General features: G+C 66.4%; 10 protein-coding genes. 4 read left to right on the top strand and 6 right to left on the bottom strand.

The window, feature by feature from the left end; genetic code table 11:
• Positions 1–99 precede the first annotated feature (99 nt).
• Complete coding sequence (locus ACFC4D_RS27130) at positions 100–444, top strand: STAS domain-containing protein (RefSeq protein WP_376067714.1); 345 nt, start codon at positions 100–102, stop codon at positions 442–444.
• Between the two features lie 16 nt (positions 445–460).
• Here ACFC4D_RS27130 and ACFC4D_RS27125 read toward each other — a convergent pair whose 3' ends face one another.
• From ACFC4D_RS27125 to ACFC4D_RS27115, 3 genes are all read right to left on the bottom strand, one after another.
• Positions 461–2,809 carry a SpoIIE family protein phosphatase gene (locus tag ACFC4D_RS27125; protein ID WP_376067713.1) on the bottom strand — a complete coding sequence of 783 codons (2,349 nt, stop codon included), beginning with the start codon at positions 2,807–2,809 and terminating at the stop codon, positions 461–463.
• A complete protein-coding gene (locus tag ACFC4D_RS27120) occupies positions 2,809–7,053 on the bottom strand; it encodes a HAMP domain-containing protein (protein ID WP_376067711.1) in 4,245 nt (1,414 codons plus the stop codon). Before ACFC4D_RS27120 ends, ACFC4D_RS27125 begins: the two co-directional genes overlap by 1 nt.
• 207 nt (positions 7,054–7,260) lie before the next feature.
• Positions 7,261–8,154: an NADP-dependent oxidoreductase gene (locus ACFC4D_RS27115; RefSeq protein ID WP_376067709.1), complete on the bottom strand. Its 894-nt coding sequence runs from the start codon at positions 8,152–8,154 to the stop codon at positions 7,261–7,263.
• Positions 8,155–8,241: 87 nt separating this feature from the next.
• On the opposite strand from ACFC4D_RS27115, the gene ACFC4D_RS27110 reads away from it, so the two are divergent.
• Complete coding sequence (locus ACFC4D_RS27110) at positions 8,242–8,817, top strand: TetR/AcrR family transcriptional regulator (protein ID WP_376067707.1); 576 nt, start codon at positions 8,242–8,244, stop codon at positions 8,815–8,817.
• 46 nt (positions 8,818–8,863) lie between these two features.
• Here the strand turns inward: ACFC4D_RS27110 and ACFC4D_RS27105 are convergent, their stop codons facing one another.
• Positions 8,864–9,772 carry an aminoglycoside phosphotransferase family protein gene (locus ACFC4D_RS27105; RefSeq protein WP_376067705.1) on the bottom strand — a complete coding sequence of 303 codons (909 nt, stop codon included), beginning with the start codon at positions 9,770–9,772 and terminating at the stop codon, positions 8,864–8,866.
• A 98-nt stretch (positions 9,773–9,870) separates the two neighbouring features.
• On the opposite strand from ACFC4D_RS27105, the gene ACFC4D_RS27100 reads away from it, so the two are divergent.
• Positions 9,871–10,551: a DUF2510 domain-containing protein gene (locus tag ACFC4D_RS27100; RefSeq protein WP_376067703.1), complete on the top strand. Its 681-nt coding sequence runs from the start codon at positions 9,871–9,873 to the stop codon at positions 10,549–10,551.
• A 25-nt stretch (positions 10,552–10,576) separates the two neighbouring features.
• Here ACFC4D_RS27100 and ACFC4D_RS27095 read toward each other — a convergent pair whose 3' ends face one another.
• Together ACFC4D_RS27095 and ACFC4D_RS27090 are read right to left on the bottom strand one after the other, a co-directional pair.
• The gene (locus tag ACFC4D_RS27095) at positions 10,577–12,751 is read right to left on the bottom strand and encodes a hypothetical protein (protein WP_376067701.1); all 2,175 of its coding nucleotides are present in this window, start codon (positions 12,749–12,751) and stop codon (positions 10,577–10,579) included.
• 113 nt (positions 12,752–12,864) lie between these two features.
• Positions 12,865–13,710, bottom strand: coding sequence for an NmrA family NAD(P)-binding protein (locus ACFC4D_RS27090; protein WP_376067699.1), 846 nt, complete (start codon positions 13,708–13,710; stop codon positions 12,865–12,867).
• 69 nt (positions 13,711–13,779) lie between these two features.
• On the opposite strand from ACFC4D_RS27090, the gene ACFC4D_RS27085 reads away from it, so the two are divergent.
• A complete protein-coding gene (locus ACFC4D_RS27085; protein WP_376067697.1) occupies positions 13,780–14,103 on the top strand; it encodes an ArsR/SmtB family transcription factor in 324 nt (107 codons plus the stop codon).
• Positions 14,104–14,157 lie beyond the last annotated feature (54 nt).

Genomic DNA, 14,157 nt, shown 5'->3' with positions numbered 1-14,157 from the left:
TTCTTTGCCAACTTCCGGATTGGCGATAGGGTGACCTGCCAGTGGGATTCACGGTCCGCGCGGTGAGGTCGCGGCGATTTCGGAACCAGGGGCAATCAGTTGAGCAGCCAAGCGCCAGAGCTGACAGTCCACACGCGCATCGAGGCGGCGGCGATCGTCGTGGCCGTGACGGGCGAAGTCGATATGGTGTCGGCGCCAATACTTTTGACGGCTATCAGCGACGCGCTGGCAACCGACCATTCCAGGATCGTGGTGGATCTGTCCGAGGTGGGATTCTTCGGCTCGGCCGGGCTGAGCGTGCTCGTGCGGGTCGCCGAGGCCGCCGTCGGCAGGGAACTGCGGATCGTGGTGTCCGAGGCGGCCCGGCGGCCCATCGAGCTGACCGGCATCAACGAACTGCTGGACCTGTACAGCACCACCGCGCAGGCGCTGGGCGGCGCCTGACGCGGCTCGTAGCGGATCAACCTACGTGGATGCCCACGACGCAGGTGTCGTCGTCGGTGTCGGCGTCACTGACATCGAGCAGATAGTCCAGACGCTCGTCCAGACTGCCGGTGAATTCGGCCGAGGTGATGAGCAATTGGGCCACACACTCGTCCAGGCGACGGTCCCGGCGTTCGATCAGACCGTCGGTGTAGAGCAGCAGCGTGTCATCGGATTCGAGCTGGAGTTCGCCCTCCTCGTAGGTGGCATCGGTCGCGGCTCCGAGAATCATGCCTTTGAGCGGCGGCAGACTGGACGCAACGCCACCGCGGATCAGGACCGGCGGCAGATGCCCGGCCCGCGCCCAGCGCAATACCCGGGTGCTCGGATCGTAGAGACCGCACAGCGTGGTGGCGAAGATTCGATCGGTGAGGTGATGCGCCACCAGATTCAGCCAGGTCAGCATTTGACCGGGACCCGCACCGGTGGCAGCCAAGCCGCGTAAAGCGTTGCGCAGCACCACCATTCCCGTCGCCGCGGTAATGCCGTGCCCGGCGATATCACCGACCGAGAGCAGAATCTCCTTGGACGGCAGCACAATCGCGTCGTACCAATCGCCACCGACCAGGTGATCCTGCTCGGTCGGGCGGTACCGCACCGCGATCTGCAGCCCGGATGCCTCGGTCGAGGGCTGCTCATCCGGCATGATCGCCTGCTGGAGCTGGCGGGCCAACCGGCTCTGCGCCGCGGCCTGCTCCTCGGTATGGGTGAGCCGGTCCCGAGTGGCCGACAATGCGATCTCGGTCCAGTGCTGCGCCGAAACATCCTGGTAGACACCGCGAATGAGCAGCAGATGCCCGGCGGTGTCCAGGACCGGTTCGGCGATGATCCTGATATGGCGGGTGACCCCGTCCGAGCGCACCAGCCGAAATGCCGTCGATGCCGGGCGGCGATAACGCAGCAGCGTGCGCAGGAACTGGCGCACGGCATCGGAATCGGTGTCCTGGACATGACTCGGCAGCTGCGCGAGCGGGATCGGGTCCGCACTCGGAGCCAACCCGTAGAGTGCGAAAAGCTGTGCGCTCCAGGTGATCTCGCCGTTGGCGATACTCTCCTCGAAGCCACCGACCCGGCCCAGGCGCTGGGCATGCTGGAGCAGGGCCGCCAGCCGCGCCGCCTCATCCTCGACCCGCCACACCATGAGCACCGCATCGCCGTGCCGGGCCATGCTCAGCGCGGCCGAGAGCGTCAGCGGAATCTGATCGACCAATTCGGTCAGCATCATCCGTTCCGCGCGGTAGCTCTCACCGGTGGCGTAGACGTGCTCGATCCGCTCGAACAACCTGCCCTCGGAGGCGGCCATCGGATATGCCTCGAGCAGCAGCGCACCGCTGATCAGCCCGCGCGGACGCCCGGCCGGATCCAGGAAGCACGAATTGACGTGGTGGATACGGAAATCGGTGAGCGCGCCGTCGACCAGATGCGGCAGCAATACCAGCGCCGGATCGAACAGTCCGTCGGCCAATCGCACCAGATCGGCGATATCGGGACGATACGACGTCGGTGTCACCACCAGATCCGATTCGAGGGTGTGCGCGACCAGCTCCGCCAGCGCCTCGAACTGACGTCGCACGCGAGAGGGCTGCTGCTCGATCGGATGCGGCCAGCACACCTCGAGCACGCCGAGCAGCTTGCCACCCGCGCCGACCGGAATGGCCGCGCGCGCACCGGTGCGATCACCGATCGAGGGCAGACCGTCGGGCTCCAGGCTCTCGTTCCACAGCGCGGTACGGTCCACGAGCGCTTGCCGCGCCAGCGTCGCCACACCGGGCGGGACATAGCGCCACCGCTCGGCCTCATACGGGGCGATGCCCGCAAATCCCACCAGCGACAGCGACGCATCGGTGCCCGCGGACCAGATCGCCACGGCGGTCCCGCCCAAGGGCGCTACCGCGTGCTCGAGCACCGATTCGGCCACGCGCTGGGTGTCGGTCGCCGCGAGCAATCCGCTTTCGGCGGTACGCAATCGCACCGCGGCCGCGGCCTCCTCCGGGGCTGCCGTGCGCCGCAGGAACTGGCCCACCGCCGCGCTGATCCGGTCGCGCGCGGCCTGATTGACCAGATCGGCGGCCAATTCCAGCTCGCTGATGCCCGCCTGTTCGGACAGGATCTGCAACTGCAACGCCGCCTGGGTCGGGCCGCAGTGCAATCGCTCGATCAGCACACCCTTGGCCATCTCGATCAGCGCCCGGCCGTCCGCGGTGGCCTGTGCCTCGCGGACCTCATTGCGCAGCCGTTCCACGGTCGCCGCGAGGCGGGTGAACATGGGCCGCGCCTGATCGTCCGGAGCGATCGGTTCCTCTCCGGGGTCATGAGGCTCGGACATCAGGCGCCGAGCCAGTGCCGAATGCAACCGAGCAGCGCTTCCGCGTCGACCGGTTTGGTGACATAGTCATTCGCGCCCGAGGCCAGGCTCTTATCGCGGTCGCCGAGCATGGCCTTGGCCGTGACCGCGATGATCGGCAAGGACGCGTACTGCGGCATCTCGCGGATGGTCGCGGTCGCGGTGTAGCCGTCCATCTCGGGCATCATCACATCCATCAGCACCAGATCGGTTTCCGGATGGGCGAGGAGTTTGTCGATGCCCTCGCGACCGTTCTCCGCGTGCAGGATGCTCATGCCGTGCAGTTCCAGAATGCTGCTGAGCGCGAACAGGTTTCGAGCGTCATCGTCGACGATCAGCACCGTGCGGCCGGCGAGCTCACCGGCCGGTTGCGGCAGCGCGCTGGCGGTCGTCACTCCCCCGCGCCGCACCAGCGGCAGCACATCACCCGGGGCTTCCGCGGTGATGTGCAACGCGATCCGTTCGCGCAGTTCGTCCAGGCTGGTCAGCAATTCCAGCGGGCGGCGCGTGATGTGATCCTGTAGGCGACGCTCCTGATCGGCATCGAGTCTGCGGTTGTGCGCCAGCACCGGAATGCTGCGCAGCGCCGAATCGCCATCCATGCGCTCGAGGAATTGCAGGGCCGCGTTATCGGGCATATCGAGTTCGAGCACCACGCAGTGGAAGGACTGCGAGGCCAGCGCGGCCGCGGTCTCCTCCACCCCGATCGCGCTCACGACCTGCACCGGGCCGCGCGGATCATTGCTGTCGGCCAGATCCGCCACCGCGCTTTGCGCGACCAGCGACAGCAGACCCTGCGGGCGTTCCTCCACGACCAGCAGTCGCCGCAATTGCCCGGTCGCCGAGCTCGGCGTTGGCGGGCGGTTATCGGCGCGCTGGGTGTCCTCCCGCTCGGGGAACGGCAACTCCAGGAAATCCGGACGGGCCACCGGCAGGTAGAGGGTGAACGTACTGCCCTGTCCCAGTGCGCTTTCCGCGGTGATGACGCCACCGAGCAGATAGGCGATCTCACGACTGATCGACAGGCCCAGACCGGTGCCGCCGTACTTGCGGCTGGTGGTGCCGTCGGCCTGCTGGAACGCACCGAAGATCGACTCCAGCTGATGCGCGGCGATACCGATACCGGTGTCGATCACCCGGAAGGCGATGGCGGTGCCGTGTCTGCGCACCGCGGCGGGCAGCTCGCGCGGATCCGGTGGCTCCAAGCGCAATTCGACCGATCCGGTCTCGGTGAATTTCACGGCATTGGACAGCAGATTGCCGAGTACCTGACGCAGCCGGGAATCATCGGTGAGCAATTCCAGCGGCAGATTCGGGGCGCTGGTGATCTGGAAGCCCAGGTTCTTCTGCGTCGTCATCGGCCGGAAGGTGGCCTCGACATAGTCCAGCAGTTTGCGCAGTGGCACCTGTTCGGGCGTGATGTCCATCTTGCCCGCCTCGACCTTGGACAGATCGAGGATGTCATTGATCAGCTGCAGCAGATCCGAACCCGCGGAATGGATGATCCCCGCGTATTCGACCTGCTTCGGCGTGAGGTTGCGGGTCGGATTCTGGGCCAGCAGCTGGGCCAGAATCAGCAGGCTGTTCAACGGTGTGCGCAGCTCATGGCTCATATTCGCCAGGAACTCCGACTTGTACTTCGACGCCAGCGCCAGCTGCTGGGCACGCGTCTCGAGCTCCTGCCGGGCCTGCTCGATTTCGAGGTTCTTGGCCTCGATATCGCGATTCTGCATGGCCAGCAGTGCGGCCTTGTCCTCCATTTCGGCATTGGAGCTCTGCAACTCCTCCTGCCGAACCTGCAATTCCTGTGAGCGAGCCTGCAATTCGATGGTCAGGCGCTGCGATTCGGCCAGCAGATCGTCGGTGCGGGCATTCGCGATAATCGTATTGACGTTCACGCCAACGGTTTCCATCAACTGATCCAGGAAATCGCGATGGGTGCGAGTGAAATGGTGCAGGGACGCCAGCTCGATCACGCCGAGGACCTGATCCTCGACGCCGATCGGCAGCACCAGCAGATTCACCGGCGCGGTCTGGCCCAAGCCGGAGGAGATGGTGACGTAGTCGCCGGGGACATCATCCACCGCGATGGTGCGGCGACTGCGCGCGGCCTGACCGACCAGCGATTGACCGAACGCGAAACGTGTTGCGGCACCGGGCTCTTCGGGACTGCCGTAGGAGCTGATCAATTCCAGCTCGGACTTCTCCGGGGTGTCATCGGCGAGATAGAACGCACCGAATTGCGCCGAGACCAGCGGGGCCAGCTCATCCATGATCAGCTCGGCGACGACATTCAGATCGCGCTGGCCCTGCATGAGACCGGAGATGCGGGCCAGGTTGGTCTTGAGCCAGTCCTGATCCTGATTGGCTTTGGTGGTCTCGCGCAGGGACTCCACCATCGAGTTGATGTTGTCCTTGAGCTCGGCGACCTCGCCCGAGGCTTCGACCGTGATGGAGCGGGTCAGGTCGCCTTCGGCGACGGCGCTGGTGACCTCGGCGATGGCGCGGACCTGACGGGTCAGGTTGCCCGCGAGCTCATTCACGTTCTCGGTCAAGCGTTTCCACGTGCCCGAGACGCCCTCGACCTCGGCTTGGCCACCCAGGCGGCCTTGCGAGCCGACCTCTCGGGCGACGCGGGTGACTTCGGCGGCGAAGGCGGAGAGCTGATCGACCATCGTGTTGATGGTGGTCTTGAGCTCGAGAATCTCACCGCGCGCGTCGACGTCGATCTTGCGGGTGAGATCACCCTGCGCGACCGCGGTGGTCACCTGCGCGATATTGCGGACCTGGTTGGTCAGGTTGTTGGCCATGGAGTTGACGTTGTCGGTCAAGTCCTTCCACGTGCCCGCCACGTTCGACACGCGCGCCTGGCCGCCGAGCATGCCTTCGGTGCCGACCTCGCGGGCGACGCGGGTGACCTCGTCGGCGAACGCGGACAGGGTGTCGACCATCGTATTGATCACGCCCGCGAGCGCGGCGACCTCGCCCTTGGCTTCGACGGTGATCTTCTGGCTCAGATCGCCGCGCGCGACCGCCGTGGCGACCTGCGCGATCGAGCGCACCTGACTGGTCAGGTTCGAGGCCATGACGTTGACGTTGTCGGTCAGGTCCTTCCACGTGCCCGACGCTCCGCGCACGGTCGCCTGACCACCGAGATTGCCTTCGGTGCCGACCTCGCGGGCCACGCGGGTGACCTCATCGGCGAAGGCGGACAGCTGATCGACCATCGTATTGATGGTGTTCTTGAGCTCGAGAATCTCACCGCGCGCATCGACCCGAATCTTCTGGGTCAGATCGCCCCCGGCCACGGCGGTGGAGATCTGCGCGATCGAGCGCACCTGCGCGGTCAGATTGCCCGCCATGAAATTCACCGAGTCGGTGAGGTCGCGCCAGGTGCCCGAGACACCCTTCACATCGGCCTGACCACCCAGGATGCCCTCGGTACCGACCTCGCGCGAGACGCGCGTGACCTCATCGGCGAACGAGGACAGCTGATCGACCATCGTATTGATGGTGTTCTTCAGCTCCTGGATCTCACCGCGCGCGCTGACCGTGATCTTCTGACTCAGATCACCGCCCGCGACCGCGGTGGTCACCTGGGCGATATTGCGGACCTGGGCGGTCAGGTTGCCCGCCATGAAGTTCACCGAATCGGTGAGATCACGCCATACGCCGCCGACACCGGGAACCTCGGCCTGACCGCCGAGCTGCCCTTCCGAACCCACTTCGCGCGCCACACGTGTGACCTCGTCCGCGAACGAGGACAGCTGATCGACCATCGTATTGACGGTGTTCTTCAGCTCGAGGATCTCACCGCGCGCATCGACATCGATCTTCTGCGACAGATCGCCCTGCGCCACCGCGGTCGCGACCTGCGCGATATCGCGGACCTGACTGGTCAGGTTGCCGGCCATGGCGTTCACCGAATCGGTGAGGTCCTTCCAGGTGCCCGAGACACCCGGTACCTCGGCCTGCCCACCCAGACGCCCGTCGGTACCCACCTCGCGGGCGACGCGCGTGACCTCGGAAGTGAACAGCGACAGCTGATCCACCATCCCGTTGAAGACGTTGGCGATCTCCCCGAGCAGTCCATCGGCGTCCGTGGGCAACCGTGTCCCGAAATCACCATCGCGCACGGCGGTCAAACCGGCCAGCAATCTGCGCAATTCGACCTGATCCGGACTCGAGGCGGCCTGTTTAGCCGACCCCTTTGGGGTATCCGTCATTTCCATCCTCGTTCCGCTCGGCCGAACCGCGTCGCAACACCCTTGGGCTAGAGCGGTGACGGGCGATGAGTTGCAGGATAAGGACAACCACCAGCGGCTGACTCTACGGCCCCGGCACTTCAGTTGTGAATCCATTGGCGCACAGGCAATCCGTGCCAGTCGAGAACGGGATCGACTCGATCCGGAATCGAACGGTCGCGACCGGGATCAGACCAGCAGGACGCGGCGGCCGCGGGTGTGCCCGGATTGGCTATGCGTATGTGCGGCAGCGGCTTCGGCGAGCGGGTAGGAGCGGTCGACGGGGATGCGGAGGCGGCCTCGGGTGATGAGGTCGACTGCCTCGGCGAGGGCTGCTGGCATGCTGCCGCCGACTCCGGCGAAGCGGATGCCGAGCATTGATGCCTCGAGGTCGGCGATTGTGATGATCTTGTCAGGATCTCCGGTCAGGTCCAGGAGTCCGGGGAGGACGCCCGCGCCGCTCAGGTCGAGGGCGGCATCGATGCGGCCGAGGGCGCGGACGCGGTCGACCCAGCCCGGGCCGTAGGTGGTGGGGATTGCGCCGAGGGTGCGCAGGTAGTCCTGGTTCGCGGGACCGGCGGTGCCGATCACGGTGATGCCGCGGTCGCGGGCGATCTGGAGTACGGCCGAGCCGACTCCGCCTGCCGCGCCGCTGACCAGCAGTGTTTGGCCGGGTTGGATACCGACGAGGCCGATGATTCGCAGTGCGGTCTCCACGACCGAGGGGTACCCGGCCGCTTCAGCGAAGGTCAGCTCTTCGGGTAGGTGTGCCCAGGAATTGAGTACCGCGAGTTCGGCGTAGGTGTTCGAACCGCGTCCGAAGACATGGTCGCCGATCTCGACACCTGTTGTGCCTGGGCCTATTTCGTCGACGACACCGGCGGCGTCCTGGCCCACGCCGGCGGGTAGGGGCAGTGGGCGGATGCGCTCGAACTGGCCCTCGCGGACTCGCCAATCGTGGGGGTTCACCCCGGCCGCTCGGACCGCGATGCGTATTTGACCGGGGCCGGGATGCGGCTCGGTGGTCTCTGTCAGTTCCAGTACTTCGGGGCCGCCGAACTCGGCGAAGCGCACAGCTCTCATGGATCGAAAATAACGCTAACCGTTAGTGTTTTGCAACGGGTAGTTCTACGTTCCGGTTACATGTTGATATCTGATAGCATCCCGGCTATGACCGCGCCCACCGGCCGCAGGGAGCGCAAGAAGGCCGCGACCCGCCAGAACATCGCCGACACCGCACTGCGGCTGTTCCTGGAACGCGGGTATGACGCGGTCGGGATCCGGGACGTGGCCACCGAAGCCGATGTGGCTGTGACCACCCTCTTCGCGCACTTCGCCTCGAAAGAGGCGCTGGTTTTCGCCCAGGACACCGACTTCGAACATCGCCTCACTCGCGCGGTCACCGATCGGTCGCCGAATGAGCCGCTCATTCCATTGCTGCGCAATGAGATTCAGGCCATGGTTCAGCACTGCACCGCCGAGGGAGCCGCACCGATCTTTCGCATGATCGACCAGTCCCCCGCGCTGCGGCAGTACGAGGAATCGATGCGCCTGCGGCACGCGGAGTCGCTCGCGACCGCCCTCGCCGCCGACCTCGGGCGACCCGCAGACAGCACAGCCTGCCGGGCAATCGCCCGATTCGTCATCGACGCCTACTCCCTCGGCCGTGATTCGGCGCACCCCGAAGCCACGGTGAACGAGGTATTCCGAATGATCGAAGCCGCCTGGGCGGCCGGAATCGGTTGAGCTATAGGCGATCCGGGGCGTGCGGTCAGATCGCCGGTGGGCGTGTCTAACTCGCGATGAGGCGGCGCAGCGCGGCCTGTGCGGGTGGTCCCCAGGTAGGTTTGCCGCCCGGCAGACCGCGGACACCAGCGTCGCCGATCTGGATTCCGGCGAGTGCGCGCAGCACCGCACAGCCGCGAGCACGACGCCGGGTCGCGGGGTCCGGGCCCGGAGCGTAACTGTCGAAGAATTGTTCGACTGCGTTGTCGGGCAATAGAATCCACGCGGATGCGAGATCGTAGGCGGGGTCGCCCGTGCACAGATCGCCGAAATCGATCACACCGCAGATCGCGCCGTTCTCGGTCAGCACGTTCGCCGGGTGCAGATCACCATGCAACCACATCGGCGGCCCATCCCACTCGGGTGCGGCGAGCGCGTCCTCCCATACGATGCGCACCGCATCGGGATCGGAGATCGAACCCCGATCGGTGGCCTCGGTGAGTTGTCGGTCGAACCATTGCGATCCGGCGGCCAGCGGGCCGCCACGCCCTCGGCCGACAGGTGCGTGCTCGGGGGCGGGGTGATGCAGAGCGGTGAGAAACGACGCCAAAGCAGTGACCGACTCCGCGCCGTCGGTAATCGGTGCACGGTCGGCGGGCTCGCCCGGCACCCAGGTCGTGACAATCCACGGGTGCGGGAAGCGCTCGGACGGTGCGCCGAGACGCTGCGGAATAGGAACCGGCAGTGGAAGATTCGGTGCGAGGACCGGTACCCAGGTGTGCTCTTTGACCAATAGCTCCGCGGCCGAATCAGTCGCCCAGGGCAATCGGACGGCGAGATCCGCACCGAGCCGCCAGATCTGGTTGTCCCAGCCGCGCGCACCGAGCTGAATCGGACGATCGGCCAGATCCGGGTGCTGGTCGCGCAACAGCTCCCGCACCAATTCCGCGGTGACCTCGATATCGGTGTGCGTCATGCGCACCAACGGTAGTCAGGTTCGCAACGGGCGAAGGTGCGACAATCCCACACCTGCGGTGGGTGGGAAGCGGCAACGCCGATTCCTACCCTGAGGTGATGACACAGCCGCCCCCGGCCGCAGGCTGGTATCCCAACGGCACCGTGCTGCGCTGGTGGGACGGGTTTCGGTGGACAGAGCACACTCAGTCGCTTCCGGTGAGAACCACAGCGACACAGCGAGTTTCGCCTGATCCGCGCCTGCTCGACGAGCGGAGCGTGGTCTTCCGACACAAGGCCGAGCTCATCGACCACCACGAGTGGACCATTACCGATAGGCAGGGCGTGCCGCTCGGAGCGCTGGTGCCGATCGGCGCCAAGGCGCTCGAACGGCTGGCCGGAGGCACGGTCGAACTTCGTGATGAACAGGACGCGCTCATCCATACCCTCACCGAGGATGTCGTGCGGTTCAAGACCGTCACCCGTATCGCCGGGCTGGGCAAAATCACCCTGGGCTGGTCGGCCAGAACCAAATTCACCCTCAGCACGGAGGACGACCGAATTCTCGGGACGATCGAATGCGCCGAGAAGTGGTCGAAGCGGTTCCTGATCCGCGATCCCGAGGATCGACAGATCGGCAGGATCGACTACGAGGTAGTACCGCTGAACCGTCACGTGATCGACCGGTACGAGATGTGGGTACACCTGGATCAGCCACTCACCCAACCTCTTGCCGGTCTGGTACTCGCGGCGACCCCACGCGTCTATCGCGACATTCGACGGCGTTCCATGCTGAGCTGACCGCGTCGACGGCCCACCGGCTTCATCAGGTATCCGGTTGCAGGGTGCCGTCCGCGATCGCCAGTGCGCGTTCGAGCATGCGGGTCACCTCGTCGGCGCGGTCGTCGAAATCGTCCCAGAGGGAGCCGACGTCGTTGAGGCGCTGGTGGTCTCGGTGGCGGGCGGCGACGCCGGCGGCGAAGGTGTCGTCGAGTTCGATGGATTCCGGCACCGGCGGAGCGGACGAGCGCTCACGAAGCGGGACGGTGGCGCGGGTGCGGTAGGCCGGGAGTGGGCCGCTCAGGTGTGCGGCGACAATCGTGGCGATGGAGGTGGCGGAGAGCGGGCGCAGCCAGGTGACCAGGTTGTCGTGCATTGCGGTGTAGCCGCGGGCGTCGAAGCTGGTGAACAGGGGCAACTTCGCGTGGGCGGGGTCGAATCCGGCCGCGGGCAGGGTGTTTCGGCTGAGGTGATGTTCGAGCAGGCCACGACCGGCCGGGTGCGGGGCCAGGCGCACCACATCGGTCCAGCGGCGCAGGATCGCGACCGGGCAGGTGTCCGGATCGCCGGTCGCGGCAATCGAGGCCAGGCCGTTGGCGATGATCGCGTGATCGTCGTGCAGAGTCAGATCGTCCTGGACGAGGTCCGCGATCTGGGCGTAGGTGAGCCCGGCGGCGGACAGCATCAGCAGGGCGGCATTGCGGCGGCCGAACAAGCCGCGGGTCCAGCCCTTGGTCGGGAGCTGGCGCACAATCGAATTCACGCGCGCCGTGATGCGCTCGCCACGGGCGGAGCGGTGTTCGTTGAGCGCGGTCCGCAGGGTCGCCGCGCGTCCGGGCGCGGGCAGGCCCGCGACGAGATGCGCCTGATTGATCGCGCTCAGGCGGGTCCGATGGGTGCCACGGCTGCCGGGGTGATCATCGAGGTACGCGGCCACGGTCAGGGGCGTCGCGGGTAGCGACGTGTGATCGGTTGCGGCACACCAGCGGGCGAACAACTCCCAGGGGCGGTGGTAGCGCGCTGCGAGACCCAGAGGTGGTCGGCGAGCATTCGTGTCCAGGTCTTCTGCCTGCCCGAGTGGCGGTTGAGGCACGCCCGGAAACACCGCCGGTGGGAGGTCCTGTCCGAGGCTTTGACGGATTGTCCACGGGGACAGCGCCCCACCGATCTGGCTACGTGCCCGCTGTTCGACAGCATGCCCGGGCGTGCTGGTCTGCACATGGCGGCTGCGCGTTCCGAAAGGATCTATGGCGGCAGGATCCAGACCTGCCGCGACGGCCCGTTGATGCACCATGCGAGTGATGGAACCCGCTGTGAGGGAGCCGTCTTCCTGCGGAAGGCCATTGCGAAGCGCACGGAACAGCGGCGCTTCCTGGGCCGGTGCGTACGGCCACGGACCATCGCAGATGTGCCGGTCGGGACTGCCTTTCGCGGTGTGCACCAGTCGAATCACCGCCGCCGCACCGGCGTCGGCGGCGCGCTCGCGCACTGCCTCCGAGTCCGTGATCATTTCGCTGTTCGCATCCGATCGCGCGGTGTGCGATGCCCGCTCATACGCGGCGTCGTAGTCGGCGATCACCGCCAGCCATCGCAGGTGCGCACACCATGGACACAGGCGAGCCGACTCGCCTTTCGGCAGATAGCGATTCGCGGTATCGCTCTCGGTGTCTCCGAGACGCACTGCCAGCCACTCCCCCACCCCGTCACCGACCGGCGCGACATCCTGAACGGCCAGCCGCGCGAGCTCATCGCGGTGCAACCCGCCGCTGAATCCGAGTGTCAGCAGCGCGATATCGCGCCGCGCCGCGACCTGCGCGGCCCAACCCCGCGCTCGCGCTTCGATATCGGCTACGAGGGTCTCGAGATCCGCCGGGGCAAGCGGTTCGGATCGGCGCGCAGGGTCGGCGGCCCCGGTCCGTCGGCCTCTGATCTTGCGCATTGCCTGGACAATCAGCGGATCGATCCCCGGATGCGGGTGTCCCGCACTCGTATTGCGCTCACCGATCGCGGCCAGCCAGACGGTGAATGTCGAATCCCGATATCGATATTCGGCCCCGGTCCGCTCTCGCGCAGCCTCGCCCAGATACTTCGCCACCGTCGCCGGGTCGGCAGGAAATGCGCTGTGCCCGTTCGCCAGACACCAGCTCTCGAACCGACGCCACGCCGAGCCGTAGGTGCGCCGAGTATTCGATTCCGTGGTGGTCTGCCGATCGACCCGCAACCCAAGCTCCCGCGTCCGAAGGTCAATGCCTGAGGAAGCTTAACGACCCAGCCGCGTCGGCCGCCGGAAGGCGCGAGGGTCGGCAATCCTCGCAAAAGCGCCCGACACCCGGCTCAACGGAAGGCGGCCGCGTGATCGGCAGCCCAGTGCTCAAACGATGATGCGGGTCTGTCGGTGATGGTCTCGATGGTCGAGGTGATCAAGGTTGAGCGCGAACGCTTCTCGGCGGCTGCCAGCAGGGCATCGACCAATGCGGGTGGGCGGCCGTCGGCGAGCATCTGGCGGCGTGCGTCCGCGACGGGCACCTCCTCGAATCGCAACGGACGGCCGAGAGCGGAGGCGATCGCGTCGACTTGCTCGGGGCGGCTGATCACCTGCGGTCCCGTCAGGAGATAGGTCTGGCCGGCGTGGGCATCGTCGGTGAGCACCAATGCGGCGACGGACCCGAGATCGCGCGGGTCGACGACCGCGGTGGGGGCGGTCATCGGACCTTTGACCACACCGGTCGCACGGATTTGCTCGGCCCAGCCGAGGGTGTTGCTGGCGATGGCGTCCGATCGCAGAATCGTTGGAATGAGGCCGGTTCGGCTGATCTGCGCTTCGATCGCCGCGTGCATGGCGAAGATCGGGTCGTGGCGTTCCTCGTCGGTGCCGACACCCACCGACGACAGATAGACGATCCGGCGCGCACGCTGACCGATCGAGTCGAGGACTGCGGGCGCGGCGTCGGTGGTCAGGAACGGCCACATCAGCAATACCGTGTCGACGTCGGCGAGCGCCGCGTCGAGTGCGGCGGGATCGGTGAGGCTGCCTTCGACCGTTTCGACACCGATGGGCAGCTCCGCCGAGGTGCTCTCCCGTGATCGCACCAATGCTCGAACCGGATGCGTACCAAGGTCAGTGAGCCGATCCACGACATGCCTGCCGACCTTGCCGGTCGCGCCGATCACCAGAATCATGCCCCGCACCTCAGTTCTTCGAGATTTCGATGATCATCAAAATATCGAATTGTTCGGTACTGTCAAACCATGCGGTCTCTGCACCACCCCACCCTCGACTCGCTCGAACTCGCGACGGTCCTGAACGCGCTGTCGGATCCGGTGCGGTTGCAGGTCGTCGGGCAGCTCGCGGACGCGGGCGGAACCGTATGCGGCGCTTTCGACGTCTCGGTGAGCCCCTCGACCCTGTCGCACCACCTCAAGGTCCTGCGCGAAGCCGGGCTGGTGCGCGTCATCCAGGAAGGCAGCTGCCGCCGCCACACCCTGCGCCTCGACGAGGTCGAAGAACGCTTTCCGGGCGTGCTGAGCACTATCGTTCGCGCCGTGCACTCCGAGCTGCGATCGGCGGGGTAGCGCCCCGCCCCGCACGCTGGGGGCATCGGAATCCTTGTCTGTTCGAGTCAATCC

Source organism: Nocardia sp. NPDC056000 (assembly GCF_042269265.1).
Lineage (GTDB): Bacteria > Actinomycetota > Actinomycetes > Mycobacteriales > Mycobacteriaceae > Nocardia.
This window is presented reverse-complemented; position numbering and strand designations above follow the sequence as displayed.